This is a genomic window from Asaia siamensis, assembly GCF_014635085.1.
GTDB classification, from domain to species: Bacteria; Pseudomonadota; Alphaproteobacteria; order Acetobacterales; family Acetobacteraceae; genus Asaia; species Asaia siamensis.
On the sequence record NZ_BMCH01000002.1, the window covers coordinates 415,801 to 435,585 of the forward strand.

Below are 19,785 nucleotides of genomic sequence, written 5' to 3' on the forward strand. Positions count from 1 at the left end.
CCGGGAAGCGTGGCGATGAAAAAGAAAACAGCAACGGTGCATCGATACACCGAGGCACTGTTGCAACTAGGGGCATTGGGTCTTTTTTCCGTAACCGCCCAGGCAGCGCCGCTGCCTGAACATCAGGTGGCGGTAACCTTCGATGATCTGCCCTATGTCATGCCGGGCAAAACGTCCCGCAGTGATAATCAGAAAGACGCACTGGCTGCCAATCGCGCCATTCTTGCCGCCTTGCGTCATGACGCAGTACCGGTCACCGCCTTCGTGAACGAAGACAAGGTGCAGGCCCTTGGGTCGCCTGGCACCGAAATTCTTGCCCAGTGGAATCAGGGCGCTCTGGCACTGGCCAATCATGCGGCGCATCATGTCGACAGCAATGTGCTCACCCCGGCGCAATTCGAAAACGAGATAAAAGAGGGCGAGCGCAGTATCGGACCGCTCGCTCACAAGGCAGGACGGAAGCTCGAGTTTTTCCGTTTTCCGTTCAATCACGTTGGCGATACCGAACCGAAGCGGATTGCCCTGTCGGAGATTGTCAGGCGTCTTGGATACAGGCAGGCCGCCACAACGATCGACGTGGAGGATTACCTTTTCAACGATGCCTATGAATGCGCCCACTCAGCAGAAAACTCGGCGGATGAGGCGCGTATACGGCAAGCCTATATCGACTATGCGCGTATCGAAATTCCCTATTATCAGGCGCTGGATGAGAAGATCATGGGCCGTGATGTGCCGGCGGTCATGCTTTTTCACGATAACCGGCTGAATGCGGCGGTCCTCCCACAGATTCTCGACCTGTTCAGACAGCAGCATTATCGCTTCGTCACCCTGGCGCAGGCCCAGTCAGACCCCGCTTTCACGCAGGAGCCCAAGATCGCCACAAAATTCGGCCCCATGTGGGGATATCGCTGGGCGCAGGAGCGGCATATCCCGATCGATGGGCGTCTCGAGCAGGAGCCGCCGGAATGGGTACGCCTCTATTGTCACAAGCCATGAGACCTTACTGACAGCAGGGATTCCTCTTATCTGACAAAGAGGCATTTTTCCTTCCATGCTTCGGCGCTGATACGAAAAACGCAGAGATTCTGGCCTGGCAGAGGCCGTCGCAGCCGGATCGTCAGACGCGGGCATGGAAGAGAATGACGGTAAATGACAGAAACGTCATTTCCCTGATATGTGAAATTCATCTTACGTCTCTTTGCGGTTAAACGTTTAACCGATTGAGGGGCGTCTCATGTCACGCAAAGGTGCCAAGGTATCGATCCGCGATGTCGCAGAAGAGGCGCAGGTTTCTGTCGCGACCGTCTCCAATGTCGTGCGCAACCGTAAAAACGTGTCTGACGCTGTGCGTGCGCGTGTCGAAGAGGCCATCAACAGACTGAATTACCTGCCCGACAGGGCCGCCATGCAACTGCGCGAAGGGCGCAACCGCATTATCGGTGTGCTGGTACCAAGTCTGGATAATCCGTTTTTCACGGCCCTTATTGCCTGTCTGGAAGACCGCGCCCGCAAGGATGGCTACGATATTATCGTGGCCAGTGCGGGCGAGGACTCCGAGCTCGCGTCATCGCGACTCAAGGCGCTTTTGTCATGGCGTCCAGCGGGCATGATCGTTCTGCCCAATGACGATCTTTTCGCCGATGCGTCATTTCTCGACGCGGCTGGCGTGCCTTATGTGGTGATCGACCGGCTGCCGCATTCCTGCAATGCCGATACGATTGCGGTCGATAACGAGCAGGCCGCTACTGAGGCTGCGGCATATCTTGTCGGGCTAGGTCACAGGCGCCTTCTGGTGGTCGCCACCACGCTGTCGCTTGCCAATATCCGCGAACGCTGTGCCGGCATTACCGCGTTTTGTGTACAGGCCGGTCTGCCGGTGCCAACGGTTCTGGAAGTGGGGCACCATGCCGAAGAAGGGCCTGAGGTGCTGACCGAGATGCTGACAGGCAGTGAGGCCCCCACAGCCATTATCGCTCTTACAAATTCCATCACTCTGGGCGCGCTGCGTTGTCTGCACCAGAGCGGATGTGCCGTACCCGGCGACGTGTCGCTTGTCGGATACGACGATTATGCATGGATGCGTGCCACCCATCCCCCCATCACGGCCATTAGTCAGCCGGTTGATGCTCTGGGGGCTCAGGCCTGGTCGCGCCTCATGCATCGTATTGCGGGCGAAAGCACCGCCCCCATGCAGGTCAGATTGTCCTGCACGCTTGTGGTGCGCGGTTCGACCGCCCCCCCCAGAACAGGAGAATTCTCATGAACAAGCTTGGATTGCATGCTTTTGTCTGGACCGCTGGCTGGACACCTGAAGACGCCGCCATGGCCATACGTTCGACCGCCGAACTCGGCTACGACCTCATCGAGGCCTCTACGATGGACCTCAAGGGGTTCGATGTGCCGGCCACCTTGCGCGAACTCGAGCGCAACAAGCTCGGCATCACCATGTCGTTCGGTCTGACGTCAGAGATGGATATTTCTTCTGGCGATGCCGAGCGTACAAAGCGTGGTGAGGCGCATCTTCTCGATGCCATTTCGCTCGCGCGCGATGTCGGGGCTACCCATGTCTGCGGTATTCTTTATTCGGCTTTTCAGAAATACGCGACACCCGTGACTGCTGACGGCATTCTCGGTTCCATCGATGTAGTGCGTCGCGTCGCCGAAAAGGCGCAGGCGAGTGGCATCACGCTCGGGATGGAAGTGGTTAATCGCTATGAGTCCAATGTGCTCAATACGGCGCGTCAGGCGATCGCGTATGTAAGGAAAGTCGAGATGCCGAATGTGAAGCTGCATCTCGACTGCTATCACATGAATATTGAGGAAGCCGATTCAGCCGAGGCCATTCGCGAAGCTGGCGATCTGTTGGGTTATTTCCACACCGGCGATTCCCATCGTGGCTATCTGGGCTCCGGCTCTGTCGATTTCCCGAGCATTTTCCGTGCGCTGGAAAGCATTAATTACCAGGGGCCGATCACCTTCGAATCCTTCTCTTCTGCCGTGGTCGGGCAGCCGCTGGAAGGTATTCTGGGCATCTGGCGCAATCTCTGGGAAGACAGCCGTGATCTGGCAGCCCATGCCAAGGCCTTTACCGATGTGCAGATGAAATCGGCACGCGAGGCGCTCGGCCGCCAGCGCCGCTGACGTCTTCTTTTTCTTCCTGCCTCTCCCCCCGGTCGCGAGCGCGTCTGTGTGGCGCCTCGTGACGACCTGAAAAGGTTGAGACCATGATCGTATCCCGTCGCGGCTTCATGGGTGCCGCTGCCAGCCTTACCGCTCTTGCGCCTTTTGCATCAGCCCGGCTTTCGCCGGTCTTCGCCGGTGATGCCCCGAAGAAGATTGCCGTTGTCGCCAAGATTGGTGGCATTCCCTGGTTCAACGCCATGGAGCGCGGCATACAGAGTGCGGGCAAGGAGGCCGGATGCAATGCCTGGATGATTGGCCCGACACAGGCCGATGCCGCCCAGCAGGTCAGCGCGATCGAGGATCTGATCGCCCGCAAGGTCGATGTCATCGGCGTGGTGCCCAATGATGCCAGCTCACTGGTGCCTGTGCTGCAACGCGCCCGTGCTGCAGGCATCCATGTCATCAGCCATGAAAGCCCCGGCCAGCAAGGCGCGGAATGGGACCTCGAGTTCACCACCCCCGCTGCAGATGGCGAACGCCATATGGAGGCGCTGGCCAAAGCAACGGGTGGCAAGGGCGGTTACATTATCATCGTCGGTTCGCTGACCGTGCCGCAGCATAAAATGCGCGCCGACGCGGCAATTGCGCTGCAAAAGGCAAAATATCCCGACATGCATCTCATCGGCGATCGCTTTGGCTGCGGTGAAAGCGTGGATGACAGCTATCGCACCGTCATGGATCAATTGCGCGCGCATCCTGACCTCACCGGGATTGTGGCCTTCGGGTCGCAGGGGCCGATCGGCGCTGCCCGCGCCGTCGATGCGCGTGGCAAGATCAGGACTGTTTCTGTAGTCGGCCCTTTCTCGCCCGGTCAGGGGGCAAAATATGTGCGCTCCGGGGCCATTCGCTGCGGCTATATCTGGAATCCGCTTCTTGCCGGTCAGACACTCGTGCGTCTGGGCGTCATGCTGGCCAATGACAAGCCGATCACCAATGGCATGGAGATGCAGGATATCGGCGCGCTGCAGGTCGATCCGGCACAGCGCAGCATTCTTGCGCCTAAGATGCAGATTATCGACAGATCGACCATCGACGAGCTGGTGGCGCTCGGGCTGTGACAGCGGCTGTCTTTCTGGAATTGCGGAATGTCTTCAAGACATTCGGCAATTTTCAGGCCCTGCGTGGCATCGACTGGGATGTGCGTGAGGGCGAAATTCATTGCCTGGTAGGCGAGAATGGATGCGGCAAATCGACGCTCATCAAGGCAGTTTCCGGCGTTCATGCGCCTGACGCAGGCGGCGAGATGCGCATTGCGGGGCAGGAAATCCTGTCATTCGACCCGATGCGGGCGCGGGCGCTGGGCATTCAGGTCGTATTTCAGGATCTGGCGCTTTTTCCCAATCTGAGTGTTGCCGAAAATATCGCGTTTGATGCCAATCTCGGGCGCGGATTCAGCCCGAAAGCGGCCATAAGGCGCAAGGCGCGCGAGACTCTCGATCGGCTCGGTCATGATCTGCCCCTCGATTTGCCCGTCGACTCATTGTCGATCGCTGAACGCCAGATTGTTGCCATTGCCCGCGGCCTCGCCGGATCGGCCCGCCTGATTTTCATGGATGAGCCAACTGCTTCGCTTACGCGTGCCGAGGTGCGTCGTCTGCTCGATCTGGTGCGCAAGCTTTCGGCTGCAGGGATTGCCGTCGTTTTCGTGTCGCACCGACTGGATGAGGTCTCGGCCATAGCCGAGCGGATTACGGTCATGCGTGACGGGCGTATGGTTGGCACCTATCCGGCTTATGCGCTTGACCAGCGGACATTGATTCACCTCATGACCGGCATCGAAATCGCCTCGCATCATGTCGCGCGCGATTGCACGTCGCGTGATGTGGTGCTGGAGACGCGCCATCTGAGTCGTCGTGGTGAATATGATGACGTGTCGCTTTGCCTGCATGAAGGCGAGGTTCTGGGGCTGACGGGTCTGCTCGGCGCGGGGCGCACCGAATTGGCACTTTCGCTTTTTGGCATGACAAAACCCGATTCCGGGGCGCTGATTGTCCATGGGCAGGAGCGTCGTTTCCGTAATAATCAGGACGCTCTGGCTGCAGGCCTCGCTTATGTCTCGGAAGACCGATTGAATCTGGGCATCAATGCAGAGCAATCCATCGTCGATAATCTGGATATTGCTGTCCTGCCCGGCCTCGCAAATCGCTTTGGGCTGATTTCGGATGCGTCACGCACGCAACTCGCCCGTGACTGGGTCGCACGTCTGAATATCAAGCTCAGCTCGGTCGAAGATGCCATCAATACGCTTTCGGGCGGCAATCAGCAGCGTGTCATTTTGGCGCGCTGGCTGGCGTCCCATCCGAAAATCCTGATTCTCGATAGTCCGACTGTTGGTGTCGATATCAAAAACAAGGAAGGCATTTATGCCCTGATACGCGAATTGAGCGATCAGGGCGTCGGTATTCTCGTGATTTCCGATGAGATGATCGAGCTTTTCGCGACCTGCGATCGCATTCTGCATATGCGCAATGGACGTATCGCTGGCGACTACAACCCGTCTCTCATAACCGAACAGGCCCTTGAGGAGCGGATCTATGCCTGACCTCTCATCCCTGCGAAACCGGCCTGAATTCTGGCTGGCCTGTGTCATCGCTATTTTCATCGTCGCACTTTCTCTGGCGACGCCTAATTTTCTCAGCATTTCCAATTTTGTCGATCTTACCGAGAGCTATGCCGTCCAGGCCATTATGGCCACCGGGCTCTTTGTTGTGCTGATCGCGGGCGGGATCGATATCTCTTTCGCAGCGACGGCATCGGTGGCGCAATATGTGGCAGCCCTTCTGGCCACGCGTTTCGGGCTGTCGCCGGTACTGGTCATTCCGGCAGGGTTGATTGTCGGCACGCTGCTCGGGTTCATCAATGCGACACTGGTCCATTATGCGCGGGTCAATTCGATCATTATCACCATCGCGACCATGAATGTGTATTTCGCCCTGCTGATGTACGCGACGGGCGGGCATTCCATTTATAATCTGCCCGAGTGGTGGAGCGATCGGATTACCTTTCTGCAGTTCGAGACGGCAGGGGGCGATCTGGTGCGCATCACCTTGCCCATTATTGTCATGATTGCCTCGCTCGGGCTGTGCTGGGTGCTGCTCAACCGATCGAAAACAGGCCGCCAGCTTTACGCCATGGGCGGCAATGCCGAAGCCGCGCGCCGTATCGGGCTGAATATCTCCCGATTGCAGTTTTTCGCCTATGGTTTTGCCGGGTTCATGGCCGCTCTGGCAGGGCTCGTTCAGGCCAATCGTGTGGGTGAGGCGGTGCCGAATGCCCTTTATGGCACCGAGCTTTCCGTGCTCTCCGCTGCCGTACTCGGGGGTGCCTCGCTCCTGGGCGGTGTTGGCACGATTGGCGGCATTACACTCGGCATCCTGATGCTGGCCATCATTCAGAACGGCCTCAATCTGCTCGATATCTCGCCCTATTGCTTCGAGATCATTACAGGGGCGATCATCCTCGCCTCGACCAGCCTCACGGCGCTGTCGGTGCGCAGTCGTACCCGTTCCCGCCTTGTCGAGGAGGCACCCAATGTCTGAAAATCTGACGGGACGGAACGTCTCCATGGACGATCTTCTGGGGCCATTGCGGCGGGTGTTTCCAGCGCGTGTTTCGGGTCAGGCTCTTGCCACACTTGCCCTGGCGGTTGGATTCAGCCTTGTCGTGCCAGGGTTTTTCAGCCTCGGCTCGATGCGGTCGATGATGTTCCAGCTGCCGCAGCTTGGTCTGCTGGCGCTGGCCATGGCCATCCCCATGATGTCCGGAGGGCTCAACCTCGCCATTATCGCCATAGCCAATGCCTGCGGTCTCGCCATGGTAACGGTACTGGCGCATCTGCCTCTGGCAGGGCATGGCGCAGGTTATGTCACGCTCTGTATTCTTCTGGCGCTCATGACGGGGATGGTGCTGGGTACGGCGCTCGGCGGGCTGACGGGCTGGCTGATCGTGCGCACCAGAGTCCACCCCATTCTGGTCACGCTGGGCGTCATGTCGATTGTTGAAGGTACGAGTATCTGGCTGACGCGAGGCGAGGTGATCTCCGGTCTGCCATCGCTCTATGGTCAGATCGGCAATGCGTCTCTGCTTCAGATACCGCTCGCCTTTCTGGTATTTCTGGTGGTGGCTGGCGTCATGCATGTCGTGTTGCAGCACACATCTTTCGGCATCTCGATCCGTATGATCGGCTCCAACGCGCTCGCCACGCGCTATTCGGCGGTCAATGTCGACCGGGTAACGATCAGGATCTACGCGCTCTCGGGTTTTCTCTGCTTCTGCGCTGCCTGCCTGATGCTGGCACGGTATAATTCCGCCAGTGCGGCCTATGCCAAATCCTATCTGCTGGTAACCGTTCTTGCTGCGGTGCTGGGTGGGGTCGATCCCAATGGCGGGTTCGGACGTGTAACCGGGCTGGTTCTGGCCATGGTCATGCTGCAGCTTATCGCAACAGGCTTCAATCTTCTGGGATTCAGTGACTACCTGACGCTCGCCATCTGGGGGCTCGTCCTGATCGGTGTCGCCTGTGCGCAGGCATTGCTGAAGAAAAGGCGCTGACACAGATTTCCCGAAGGAAAGGTTTTCGGGACGGGTGTGGGGCCAAAGCCCCACACCGGCTCATTCATTCACTGTCTGCGGCAGGCATGACGTCTTCCGGAATGAGCGTTACGTAGGGCTGCACGGCCAGACGCTCGGCATGGTCCTTTTTGGCGGCTTCCAGCAGATCAGGGTTCGTAAACAGGTCGAGCCCTGTCATGGCCATGACCTTGGCGACATGCACCATGCCCTTATGGGCGACGGAAGACTGGCCCTGAGCCGTCATCTGCCATGAATGCAGCTGCGTGCCGATGGCGCATGTCGCACCAAGGGCCTGCACGGTGGGAACGGTCCAGCTCACATCACCCACATCGGTAGAGCCCAGCGACGAGCGGTTGCCGCCTGCGGGAAGCACGAAATTGGCCAAGGGCTGGTCGAGGTCGGGCTTGGCGCCAGCGTGATGGAAGGCAGCAATGATATCGCTTTTCGGGAAGGTCGCCTGCATCTTGCGGGCGAAATCGCGATCGTCCTCGTCGAAAGGGGGAGGCCCCAGACGCTCGACATGGCCTTGCATGGCGGCTTCGAGAGGCGGGCAGGGCAGGATATTGGCCATGGCGCTTATCACGCGCTCCTGCACCGTCGTTTCTGTCATCAGCGCAGCGCCCTGAGCGATCTTGCGCACGCGCTCTGTCAAAGGCACGAGATCAGCCAGATCGAGCGTGCGCACGACATAGCGGATGGTTGTCTTGGCCTGAACGACATTGGGGGCTGCGCCACCAGCGTCGAGATAGGCGTAATGGATACGTGAGCTCGGCAGCATATGCTCTCGCAGGTAATTCACACCGACATTCATCAGCTCGGCAGCATCGAGTGCGGAGCGACCGAGAAAGGGCGCTGCTGCTGCGTGGGCGGCCTTGCCGGTGAAGGTGAAGTCGAGACGGATATTGGCCAGCGATGAGGGCGGAAACACGCCGGTGAAAAAGAGCGGATGCCAGGAAATGGCCGCATCGACATCATCGAATACGCCTTCACGCACCATGAAGGCCTTGCCTGCGCCACCCTCTTCGGCGGGGCAGCCATAATAGCGCACACGCCCGGGCAGATCATGCGCTGCCAGAAAGTTCTTCAGTGCGGTAGCTGCCAGAAGCGCTGCCGATCCCAGGAGATTATGCCCGCAGGCATGGCCATTGCCGTCACCGGGCAGGGGCGTATGCTCCGTTACCCCTGCCGCATTGGTCAGGTCAGGCAAGGCGTCATATTCGCCCAGAAAGGCAATGACCGGGCCGCCTTCTCCGGCTTCGCCCATGACCGCGGTCGGGATGCCTGCGACATTACGTGTAACGCGAAAGCCCTCTTCGCCCAGTTTTTCAGTATGCAGCGCGCAGGAGCGTATCTCTTCGAAGTTTGTCTCCGGCACTTCCCATACAGCATCGCTCAGCGCGATCAGGCTTTGCGCACGGTCATCGACAAAGGAGAGAATGGCATCGGTATTTTTCATCAGGAAAATCCTTGTCGGAGGAACAGGGTCAATAGGCCCGATCGGCCTCGGAGGTGATGATCGTCGCGCCGGGCGCGGGCGGGATCATGCGCCTGCGCAGGGCAAGATAAGCCAGAAGCGAGAGCGGCATCAAAACCCCCAGCATCCAGGCGGGCACCATGGGGTCATGGAAACGGGCGATCAGCAGCACCGTGACGGGTTGGGTCAGGCCACCAAAAACGGACACGGCCAGAGCATAGACGAGCCCGAAGATGAAAGCGCGGCTATGGTCGGGAATGGCATCGAAGAGCAGCCGCCAGACCGGCGCGATGAGCAGGCCGGAAGAAAGAAAGACCGTCAGGTTCAGGCCGATCTGTGTGCCAAGGCCGGGATAGGTGATGGAAAGCGCATAATAGAGCATGCAAAGCGGTGTGCCGATGATGGACACCATTATGACGAAAAGCTTCGGGTCCGGGTTGTTATGGGCAATGCGCATGCCCGCAATGACTGCAACCACACCGCAGATCAGCCCGAGCGCCATGGCGAGCATGGCCGTGCCGGGCGGAAGATGCAGAACGGCGATCGCATAGCTCACACCGAATGTACGCAGGTAATTGGTGATGGTGCCGCAGATGATGAGGGCAAAGACCAGCAGGATCTTTGGCGTGACCAGCAGGCGCAGTGTGGCGCCGAAAGGATGCGGTTCTGCGTGATGATCATGCTGTGCCGGGAGCTGGCGACGCAGCCAGAACCCGAATGGCAGGATGGCAATGCCGATGAAGAACGGAATACGCCAGCCCCAGGCATAAAGAGCGTCATGGGAGAGGGTGAGGGAGAGGATCAGCCCGAAAATGACGGCCACGACCATGCCCAGAAGCTGGGTGACATATTGCATGATGCTGATGATGCCGCCCTTTCCGGGTGGGGCCGCATCGTAGAGCATGGCAGTGGCAGGGCCGACCTCGCCACCATCTGAAAAGCCCTGCAGCATGCGGGCCAGAACGATGAGAAAAGCGGCAATCAGGCCGATCGAACGGGTCGATGGGGTGGCAGCGAGCAGAAGCGAGCCTGTGGCCATGATCGCAAAGGTGAGCATGAGCGCGGCCTGATGGCCGTAGCGTCTGGCATAGATGCCCACGCAGAAGGCGCCGAGCGGACGCAGGAAAAAACCGGCGCCGAAGGTGATCAGGGCATCGAATAGCCCTGCCAGCCCCGAACTATTGGGAAAAAACGCCTTGGCAATCATGGGAGCGAAAAACGCATAAGCCATGAAATTGTAGAATTCGAGGAAATTGCCCACACAGGCGGCCATGATGACCCGTTTCCTGTCCTGATCCGATCCTGTCATGAGACATGTCTCCTTGCCGGGTAAGGCGCTCAGTAGGTGAGGCCGATGCGGCCGCCGATGAAGCGTGGCGGGCCGGGTATGCGGAAATAGGTCGTGGTCGATTGCGAGCTCGTGGTGAAATACTCCCGGTTCAGGATATTCGACGCATAGATGGTGGCTGTCCATGGGCCTTTGAGCGGATGCACGGTGACATGCGCACCGAGCAGGAAATAGGCAGGAAGCTGGTAATTGCCGGTGCCACCGGGAACCATCGATTGTGCCGAGCGGAAATTCCAGTCGACGCCTGCTTCGCCTTCATAGCGGCGCAGGAAGGTGAGACGGTAATCGCCCGAGCCATTCAGGGTGAGCTTGGGGTTCATGCCTTCAGTGCCGGCATAATCCGTGTAGATCGGTGCCCATATGCCGGTCTGCTGATATTGTGCGTTGACAGCCGACGCGTTGATGGCCTGGAATTTCTGGTATTTGCTGCGCAGGAAGCCGAAATTCTGCGTCAGATAGACGTGACGGATGGGGTTGATTTCGGTGTTGAATTCCACACCCCAGATTTGCGATTTCGGAATATTGTCGAAGCGCCCCAGAGGTCCGTAGCCGGGAACGACATAGCTGCCGAGATATTGCTGGTCGTGATAGTCATAATAGAAAGCAGCGGCGTTGAGCCGGAACCTGTTGGGAATGATGTCGGCCTTGAAGCCGAGCTCATAAGCCAGAACGGTTTCGGGTTTGAACGGGTCGAGCTGGCCCTGCACCACCGTATTATTGGCGGTCATGCCGCCGGGCTTCATGCTGCGGCTTACCTTGAAATAGGTCATGAGATCCTTGGTGGCCTGAAACTGCACGCCAAGTGTTCCGGCAAACTGGTTCATGTTCGAGCCGGTGGACTGGAATTGCAGGCTGCGTCGCCCGAACTGCACCGTACGCAGATTGAGCAGCTGGCGATCATCCGCCTCATGCGTCAGCCCCCCGATCAGCGTCACCCGATAGGGGAGTTTGTAGGAGAGGTGCACGAATTGCGAGAAAGTCTGCTCGTTCTGGCCGAAGGAGGTCTCCTGCAGATAGCCACGTGTCGGCACGTAATCGGTGAAATCGAAGAACGATTGCTGCGTCATGCGTACGCGGTCGTAATAGGCCCCGACTACCCATTCGAGCGGCTGCTTCTTGCGTGATTCCAGACGCAGTTCCTGAGAGAAGCTGTTGGCGACGATATTGCGGTAATTATCGCCGGTCGCCCAGAGGGTGCCGTCCTGATCGGTATATTCGCCCACGCGTTCGGTCTCGAAGGCGCTGATGCTCTTGAGCGCTGCGAAGCCGAAATCATGAGACATCTTGAGGTCGGCACCCCACATCGTGTTGTGCGCGCTGGGTGACAGGGATGTCGAGCGGCCGATCAGCTTGGCCAGGCGGGCATTATAATCCCATTGCGCCTGCTGGTAGGAGAGTGTCGGGTAGCCACGGCTGGGCAGGAAATTGATCACAGGCTTTGCGGCCACGACTTGCGAATTGTCCTGCACCCAATGGCCGCTCAGCATGATTTCAGTATGTTCTTCGGGGCGCCAGCGCAGCTTGGCGCGCAGGGCACCGAGATTGGCATCGCCCAGATGGGCGCCAGTGCTCGGGTTGGTCTGCCAGCCGCCGCCCTGCATGGTCTGCCCGGCGATACGGAAGCTCAGCTTGTCGCTTATGATCGGGCCGGAAACGAAGAGATTGGTGCGGCTGCGGGCATAGCTCGCAATATCCTGCGATACGCCACCATGCCAGTCATCGGTCGGGTCCGAGGTGCGAAACGCGATTTCACCGCCCGTATCGGTCTGGCCATGGCTGAACCCGACGGGGCCCGGTTCCACCGCAGCGCCCGCAATATCGAACATCAGCCCGGCCGCCATACGGGCCAGCGGGTAGGCGACATCGTCATAATAAACGAGCACCGAGGACATGTTGTTCTGCGTGTAGTCGTTCAGCCCGATACCGCGCAGAAAGAAATTGGTCGAGCCGGTGCCATTGACGCTTTGCACGGTGAGGTTGGGCGCGACACGGGGTAGATCGAGCAGAGAGACGACGCCCTGTCGGGTGAGTGTCTCTGACGTGATATGCGTCGTGGCATCAGCTTCGTGCTGGGCCGAATTGAAATGCAGGCGTCGGCGGGCGGTGGTGACTGTCAGGGTTTCGGCACCACCAGCAACCGGTTTGTGATGCGTCGCACTACGAAGCGGGGCCGCCTGCTGCTTCTTGGCGGTTTTTACGGCTGCGCGGGAGTGCGGCAGGGCGCGGTCCGGGGCATCAGGGCTGGAAGCGGCTTCGGCAAGGCTTGAGAAAGCCGGGGCGGACACAGAGGCCAGCAACAAAAACATCGATGCTTTGATACATTTCTTGGTAAGGCGTTTTTGTTTCTGGGAATCTGTCATCATGCTTCCTGCCGGTGATTATTGGAGCAAAGCGCGGTAACCGCCTGTGTCGGTAAATGGCCGATGAAAGATTATGGAATTAAAACGTTTCGTTATTGAAGCAAAATAGGGTTATGTCATGTCAACCATTTGGTTGACGCTCCGAAGGAGAGAGACATGGCCAGATCAGGCATCACGCTTCACCGACGGCTCAAACTGCGCCATCTGCATCTGCTCGATATGCTCAATACGACACGCAGTATGAGGCAGACGGCAGCCCGTCTGGGCATCTCTCCCGCCGCAGTCTCGAAATCCTGCATCGAGATCGAGGAAATTCTCGGCAAGCGTCTGTTCGAGCGCGTGCAGGGTCATCTCGTGCCTCTGCCGGGTCTGGAGCGTGTGCTGGTGGCAGCGCGGCGCATCGATCATGAATTACAGGCATTGAGCGAGGATTTTACGCGAGAAACCGCGCTGCTGCACGGTACGCTGCGTATCGGATTTCAGGCGCCTATGCTCGAGCGTCCGCTGGTAAGCTGGGTGGCGCGCATGAAACATGAGCAGCCTTTTCTGACTGTCAGTATCGAATACGGTATGCGCAAACGTCTGCTGGACGATCTGCATGCAGGCCGGACTGATATCGTTGCCGTCAATCTGCTCGATGTGGCGTCGTCGGGCCGGTTCGAGACGCGAACGCTGTGCCTCGAACATTGTGTGATCATCATAGACGATGTGCTGATGACCAGTGCGGAGGTGTTCGACCAGTGGGCGCATTTCGTCGATCGGGTCTGGCTGCTGCCCCTGAGAGGCATGGCGATGCGCGATCGCTTTGAGCAGATCCTTCTGGCACGTGGCCTCGCTTTTCCTCCAAGGCTGATCGAGATCAGCCTGCCGACGCTGATCGAGCATCTGGTCGAGTCCTGTGATGCGGCAGCACTCATGCCCGTTTCCCTGCTGTCTGAGTCCCAGCTGGCGCGTCTGCCCGTACTGGAGGGTGGGGCAGCGGGTGATGATTTCTATATGGAGCATGGCATTGCCTGGGCACGGGGCGGACGCATGAACCCGGCCACGCAGTATGCGCTTTCCATTATGTCTTCCCTGCCATAGCGCAGCCGGTTTCAGGTCATCATGCGTACATGCTTTGTCATGATTGACGGTATGCGGTCACAAAACCGTGAATATTGCGTAGTGATGAATATGTGATGACGTAAAGGAAAGTTTTGCGCGGCACATTAGCCATCCTTTGAGCTTTCAGGCTGGTTCTTGACTTGATTTTTTCCTGTTTTCGGGTGGTTCACGCGGCAATGGTTTCGGGTTCTGCCGGTTTGAAAACGCTCAATGCTCAAACGGCTCGCCATGGCTGACGCCCTGTGATGGTGTCAGGCTTGGGGGGCGTAGCGTGAGGATTGCTCGTGAGAAGCCTTATCCATCTTTTATGTGTCGTGATCGGTCTGGTGATCGCGCTGCTTGGCGTCGGTCTGGCGCTTGGCGGGGCTGACCTCGCCTGGCTGGGCGGAAGCTGGGCCTATATCCCGCTTGGTCTGCTTATGGCAGCAGTTGGCCTCGCGCTTATGGCGCGTAAGGCTTTTGCCCTGCCGCTCTCCATCGTTCTCAGCCTGATTGCCGTCGGTTGGGCCTTCAACGAGGTGGGCGACGTCTTCTGGCTGGTCGTGCCACGCGTGGTCGTGTTCCTTGTGCTGCCAATCGTGGTCGGGGTGCTTTCACCCTGGTTCGGTCCGGCTGTCCGCTCCGGCGAGAGCGCCGGACGCGGTGTCGGGGTACGGCGCAGCTGGGGGCTCGGGATTGCAGCGCTCTATGCAATCATCTTTGCCGGTGTGTCGCTCAACATGTTCCGGACGCATGCCGAGGTTACGGCTGATCCGGCGCACAGTCCCAAAGTCGATACGGCGCTCGGGCAGCAGAATGGCAATGACTGGCCAGCTTGGGGGCGCAATCTGACGGGTGACCGTTTTGCCCCTTATGTCCAGATCAACGCCGATAACGTCTCGGGGCTGAAACTCGCCTGGACGTTCCATACGGGTGATCTGGCCATTGATGGCTCGGAATATCAGGTGACGCCGCTCAAGGTGGCAGATACGCTGTATCTCTGCACACCGCTCAACAAGGTTATTGCTCTCGACCCGGTGAGTGGGCATGAGCGCTGGCGTTTCGACCCGCACATGCAGGTGACGCGCGGTAACAAGGGCTGGAAGCGCTGCCGTGGCGTCAGCTACGCCGATCTGACAACCATGTCGCTGCTGGCCCCCGATGCAAAGGCTTTCGGTCCGGAAGAAGCGACACCGACGCCTGCGGAGCAACCGGCTGACCCTGCTGCGCCTGTTCCGGCACAGGCTCCGGTTGATGAGACCCCGGCAGCGCCTGCACCGATCACGGCGCAGACACCTTGCGCCCGTCGTATCGTCAGCACCACCAATGACGCCCGCCTCTTCGAACTCGACGCCTCTACTGGCGCGCTGTGCGAGGATTTCGGCGATCATGGCATGGTCAATCTTCTTGAGGGTCTCGGCCCGACAGCGCCCGGCTCCTATTATCTCACCTCTGCCCCGCTGGTGGCAGACGGTGTGATCATGGTGGGCGGCAAGATCAACGACAACATGACGGTGGGTGAGCCTTCTGGCGTTATCCGCGGTTATGATGTGCGCACTGGCCGTCTCGTCTGGGCGTGGGATGCATCACGCGGCAACAGGGACAGCCGTCCGCTTCCGGCCGGACAGATCTATGCGCCGGAAACTCCGAATTTCTGGGGTACTGCATCCTATGATCCCAAGCTGGGTCTTGCCTTCATTCCTCTGGGTAACCAGACGCCCGATTTCTGGAGCGGCAACCGCCATCCCTATTCGGATGAATATACCGACGCCGTTCTCGCCCTTGATCTGCGTACCGGTCAGGAGCGCTGGCATTTCCGTACGGCCAACCAGGACATGTTCGATTATGACGTGACCTCGCAGCCGATCCTCTATGATCTGCCCGGCGCCGGTGGCGAGACCACGCCTGTCGTCGTGGCACTCACCAAGCGCAGTCAGGTTTTCGTGCTGGATCGTCGCACGGGCAAGCCTGTCGTGAAGGTGACGGATCGTCCCGTTGCGACTGACGGCATGCCCGGTCAGCGTATCAGCCCGGTTCAGCCCTATTCCGATCTGTCGATCGGTGTCGCCCCCCTCAAGGAGAGCGATATGTGGGGCGCGACAATTTTCGATCAGCTTTATTGCCGCATCGCTTTCAAGAAAATGCGCTGGGAAGGTGAATGGACACCGCTCTCTGACAAGCAGAAGACCCTGATCTGGCCGGGTTATTACGGCGGTTCGAACTGGGGTGGCGGTGCCATCGATCCGCAGACCGGTGTGCTGGTGGTGAATGATATCCGCATGGCGATGTGGGGGCAGTTCATCAAACGCGAAGAGGCGGCCAAGGCTGGTCTCGTGCCCTCGACGGAAGGTGAGTATTCCGAGCAGCTAGGCACCCCCTGGGGTGTGGAACGCTCCATGTTCGTCTCGCCGATGGGCGCGCCATGCTTCAAGCCGCCTTTCGGCTCTCTGACGGCGATTGACCTCAAGACGCAGAAAACCCTGTGGCAGGTGCCTGTAGGTAGCATCCAGGATGCCCGTATCCACGGCATTTTCGGTGACAAGGGGATTATTCCGCATCTCTATATCCCGGTCGGTATGCCCACGATGGGTGGCCCGCTCCTGACAGGGGGAAATCTCGCCTTCTTCCATGGTTCGCTCGATAATTATCTGCGTGCCTTCGATCTCCGCACCGGGAGAGAGGTCTGGCGTGAGCGTCTGCCAGTTGGCGGTCAGGGTACGCCCATGAGCTATGTCGAAAACGGCAAGCAATATGTGCTGGTCGTCGCCGGTGGTGCTACCCGTACGGGTACGAATGCCAACAAGGGTGATTATGTTCTGGCTTACGCCTTGCCCTCGGCTGACTGATTTCGCTCCCCTGCCACAAGCCGATGGCCTGCGGCAGGGGCATTCCTGCGAAACAGCTCTGGTTGGGACTTCAGCAGCCGGTCTGTTCCGATCGTGCGGCTGAAGCCTCTTCCGCAACGAGCAAGAAAAAACCCTCTCCCCATGAAGGAAGAGGGTTTTTTTTGGGCAGGTTGACGTTTGAATGTTCGGGTCAGGGAGCCCTGTCCAGAATGCGACGATAGAGACTGGCGAGCTCCTGAGCCTGATCGTCATAGCTCGGCAGGCTGGCCTTGTTCGGATTGATATACCCGTCGAAGCGGTCCTTGCGGTCAAGCAGTGCCTCGATGGCCTCCTGAAGCGGCGCAGGATCGTCAATAATCGGGATGAGCGAACCGTTGACGCCATCGACGATTTCCTCCGCCTGCCCACCGGGCGCCGTAGAAATGACCCAGACATCGCGCGACAGCGCCTCGCGAACGGTCAGCCCATAGCTCTCGCGCCATTGCGACGGGAAAAGAAGCACATCGACCTGATCGTAAAAATCATCGAGTTCTGCCTGGGTATAGGCGGGTACGGTGCGGATTGTACCCTTCACCAGCCATTCCGATGTATCGATGGAAGGGTAGCCGAGGTTGAGGGTGTTATCGACCAGCACCAGCTCCCAGTCGCCGCGTGTCATGCTTTCCAGAGCCTTGCGAATCAGCCCTGAGCCCTTGATCTTGCCAGTCCCGCCCACGAAACCGAAACGTAGTTCAGCGCCGCTAGGTCTTTTCGCCTTCGGGCGTGATGGCCAGGTGAAACCGTTGCGGTTGATCTGGATACGATCCGCAGGCACGCCATTACGGACATAAAGGCTCTTGTGTTCTTCGGATGGGCTGAGAATGGCCGCCGCGCCGTCCAGCGCCTGACGCATGAGTTTGCGCCGCTCATTCAGATAACGTGTACGGGTCGAATCGCCAGGGGCAGGGGGGATCTCACTGCTTTTGAGATGGTATTGACCGTCATCGCGCGTGATGAAGAGATTGTCTGATAGCCACCAGCAATCATGCAGACTGACGACGTAAGGGATGCCACGCCGCTGACAGGCCCGGGCCATGCCTACCCCCATTTCCTGGATGGCATGGAAGTGAACCAGATCGGCATCCCAGGCGTCGATCCAGCGTTCGATTTGACGCTCGATGGTCAGGTTGTCAGCCCCGCCATTGCGCCCGGCGACAACTGAAAACACATCCGTGCCGAGTATGCGATAGCGCAATGCGCCGTCGGGTAGTTCATCAATGACCGGACGCGTGGTCATGACGCTGTTTTCGAAACCGGCTTTCGCCAACGGGTCGAGCATGGCCTCGACGACGATCGTCGCCCCCCCGTATGAACGTGGCGCGAAGAAAAGATTAACCTGCAATATGCGCGGTGCCTTATGGGCGAAAGCGGGAGGCCTGCCGAAAATCGGAGCGGCCTGCTGCGTCAGGATACGCTCTGGCGCATAGAGCGACAGGGCCGTCTCCCTTGCTCTGCGACCGAGGCGCTGCCTTAGGGCAGGGTCGCGCGCCAGCAAGAGCAGGGCGTCACGCCAGGCTTCTGCCTTTTCTGCCAGAAAGCCGTTTTGCCCCGACTGGATCACCTGCCGATAGGTGTCGGTTGGTGAACAGATGGAGGGTAACTCGAGGATCGCGGCTTCGAGAAACTTGATATTGCTTTTGCAATCATTGAAGACAGTGGTCTCGAGCGGGGCAATAGCAATGTCGGTCTGCGCCAATTCTCCAAGATAGGCAGCATAGGAAAGCTCGCTTCGTCGCTTCACCCTCGCGCCAAATGGAGCAAAGTCCTTTGAAATGCGGAGCGGTCCGACAATCAACAGGTTGATCCGGGGGTCCTGCTGCATTGCTTCAATGAGACCGGTCTCAGCGCATTTGAAATCTGCGTCATGCGCGCGGCTCCCCGAGCCATAACAGACCCAGATTTTCTCAGGATCGCGAGAGGGGGGCACTGCAAGAAGTGCCTCTGCAAGTCGCAAGGTTTCTTCATCCAGAGCATTTTCAAGCACAATGACGTCTTCGACGCCGGCCTCGCCCATTTGCTTGGCGAGAGCCTCGGTCGAGGCTAGTCCGCATCCGCAGGCATGCAAGGCTCTGAGGTAATTATCAGAGAGCTGATAGAGTTCCTGTTGCTCCTGATGAGAAAGCGTCGCGAGATTGCCGTTGCGCCGATAAAGAATCTTGTTGAACAGGAGGTCGTCGATCTCCCAGCGAGGTTTCAAACCGAGACGCTTTGCCTCTGCGATGAGCGGGAGAACAGATGCAACACCAGGTACACGATAAAAAAGGACTTGGGTGGCGACCTGAAGTGACGAGAGGGCTTCGTTGCTATCTTCCCAATCGACGATCTGTACGGTCCAGCCGAGACGCCTGAGAAGCTCCGCTTTCTGCGTCACGCGATACTTTGTACATTGCTGAAGACCCATATCAGCAATGAGCAGATAACGGGGGCGGAGTATGGATGACGCCTTTAGCGTAGGCTGTCTCAGAAATGCAGCCTGTGCTTTTGTCGAAACGAAAAGCGGATCATTCGCCTGATCGCGATGACGCGACAGGCGTCTTTTTGCTATGCCGCCCGCGACGAAACGGCTGACCGCTTTTTTGACACCCTCAGTGCGCAGCGCATCCTGCATGTGCACCCAGGCTTCATTGAGGGGAACACCGCGAGGCAGCCTGCCGAGGGTGAGCGCTCTTACCCAACGCAACGGTTCCATCATGCGCCATGAGAGCGAGCGACGCATGAGCTTGAGTTGCTGCGTTGCGAGACGCAATTCCGCTTGCAGCGAGTCAGCACGATGAGTCGCAAGATAAAGTGAGGCAGAAATTACCTCATGATCGGCAGTCTCGGAAACAAAGGGGACGCCTGTATTAGGATCGGGTAATTCGGGCAAAAACCACTCACTCA

13 protein-coding genes are annotated in these 19,785 nt (G+C 58.6%); 9 read left to right on the plus strand and 4 right to left on the minus strand.

The window, feature by feature from the left end:
* Nucleotides 1-15 precede the first annotated feature (15 nt).
* The 7 genes from IEV53_RS05395 to IEV53_RS05425 all read left to right on the plus strand — a co-directional run bounded on the left by IEV53_RS05395 (nt 16) and on the right by IEV53_RS05425 (nt 7,734).
* The gene (locus IEV53_RS05395) at nt 16-996 is read left to right on the plus strand and encodes a polysaccharide deacetylase family protein (RefSeq protein WP_188425753.1); all 981 of its coding nucleotides are present in this window, start codon (nt 16-18) and stop codon (nt 994-996) included.
* Between the two features lie 238 nt (nt 997-1,234).
* Nucleotides 1,235-2,263, plus strand: a complete 1,029-nt coding sequence (locus IEV53_RS05400; RefSeq protein ID WP_188425754.1) for a LacI family DNA-binding transcriptional regulator — start codon at nt 1,235-1,237, stop codon at nt 2,261-2,263.
* Nucleotides 2,260-3,141 (plus strand): sugar phosphate isomerase/epimerase family protein, encoded by an 882-nt coding sequence (locus IEV53_RS05405; protein WP_188425755.1) that lies wholly within the window; start codon nt 2,260-2,262, stop codon nt 3,139-3,141. The genes IEV53_RS05400 and IEV53_RS05405 overlap by 4 nt, the downstream gene beginning before the upstream one ends.
* An 83-nt stretch (nt 3,142-3,224) precedes the next feature.
* On the plus strand, nt 3,225-4,241 hold the full coding sequence (locus IEV53_RS05410; protein ID WP_229719634.1) for a substrate-binding domain-containing protein: 1,017 nt from the start codon (nt 3,225-3,227) through the stop codon (nt 4,239-4,241).
* The gene (locus tag IEV53_RS05415) at nt 4,238-5,725 is read left to right on the plus strand and encodes a sugar ABC transporter ATP-binding protein (RefSeq protein ID WP_188425756.1); all 1,488 of its coding nucleotides are present in this window, start codon (nt 4,238-4,240) and stop codon (nt 5,723-5,725) included. Before IEV53_RS05410 ends, IEV53_RS05415 begins: the two co-directional genes overlap by 4 nt.
* Nucleotides 5,718-6,722 (plus strand): ABC transporter permease, encoded by a 1,005-nt coding sequence (locus IEV53_RS05420; RefSeq protein ID WP_188425757.1) that lies wholly within the window; start codon nt 5,718-5,720, stop codon nt 6,720-6,722. Before IEV53_RS05415 ends, IEV53_RS05420 begins: the two co-directional genes overlap by 8 nt.
* Nucleotides 6,715-7,734, plus strand: coding sequence for an ABC transporter permease (locus tag IEV53_RS05425; RefSeq protein ID WP_229719635.1), 1,020 nt, complete (start codon nt 6,715-6,717; stop codon nt 7,732-7,734). The genes IEV53_RS05420 and IEV53_RS05425 overlap by 8 nt, the downstream gene beginning before the upstream one ends.
* Before the next feature lie 64 nt (nt 7,735-7,798).
* Here the strand turns inward: IEV53_RS05425 and IEV53_RS05430 are convergent, their stop codons facing one another.
* From IEV53_RS05430 to IEV53_RS05440, 3 genes are read right to left on the minus strand one after another with little or no spacing between them, the layout of a single operon-like run.
* The gene (locus tag IEV53_RS05430) at nt 7,799-9,211 is read right to left on the minus strand and encodes an amidohydrolase (protein WP_188425758.1); all 1,413 of its coding nucleotides are present in this window, start codon (nt 9,209-9,211) and stop codon (nt 7,799-7,801) included.
* Between the two features lie 28 nt (nt 9,212-9,239).
* Nucleotides 9,240-10,538, minus strand: a complete 1,299-nt coding sequence (locus IEV53_RS05435; RefSeq protein ID WP_188425759.1) for an MFS transporter — start codon at nt 10,536-10,538, stop codon at nt 9,240-9,242.
* A 29-nt stretch (nt 10,539-10,567) separates the two neighbouring features.
* The gene (locus IEV53_RS05440; RefSeq protein WP_188425760.1) at nt 10,568-12,883 is read right to left on the minus strand and encodes a TonB-dependent receptor; all 2,316 of its coding nucleotides are present in this window, start codon (nt 12,881-12,883) and stop codon (nt 10,568-10,570) included.
* A 210-nt stretch (nt 12,884-13,093) separates the two neighbouring features.
* On the opposite strand from IEV53_RS05440, the gene IEV53_RS05445 reads away from it, so the two are divergent.
* Complete coding sequence (locus IEV53_RS05445; RefSeq protein WP_188425761.1) at nt 13,094-14,020, plus strand: LysR family transcriptional regulator; 927 nt, start codon at nt 13,094-13,096, stop codon at nt 14,018-14,020.
* 305 nt (nt 14,021-14,325) lie between these two features.
* Nucleotides 14,326-16,866 carry a membrane-bound PQQ-dependent dehydrogenase, glucose/quinate/shikimate family gene (locus IEV53_RS05450; RefSeq protein ID WP_229719638.1) on the plus strand — a complete coding sequence of 847 codons (2,541 nt, stop codon included), beginning with the start codon at nt 14,326-14,328 and terminating at the stop codon, nt 16,864-16,866.
* 190 nt (nt 16,867-17,056) lie between these two features.
* On the opposite strand, the gene IEV53_RS05455 is transcribed toward IEV53_RS05450, so the two are convergent.
* Complete coding sequence (locus IEV53_RS05455) at nt 17,057-19,771, minus strand: glycosyltransferase (protein WP_188425762.1); 2,715 nt, start codon at nt 19,769-19,771, stop codon at nt 17,057-17,059.
* Between the last annotated feature and the right edge of the window lie 14 nt (nt 19,772-19,785).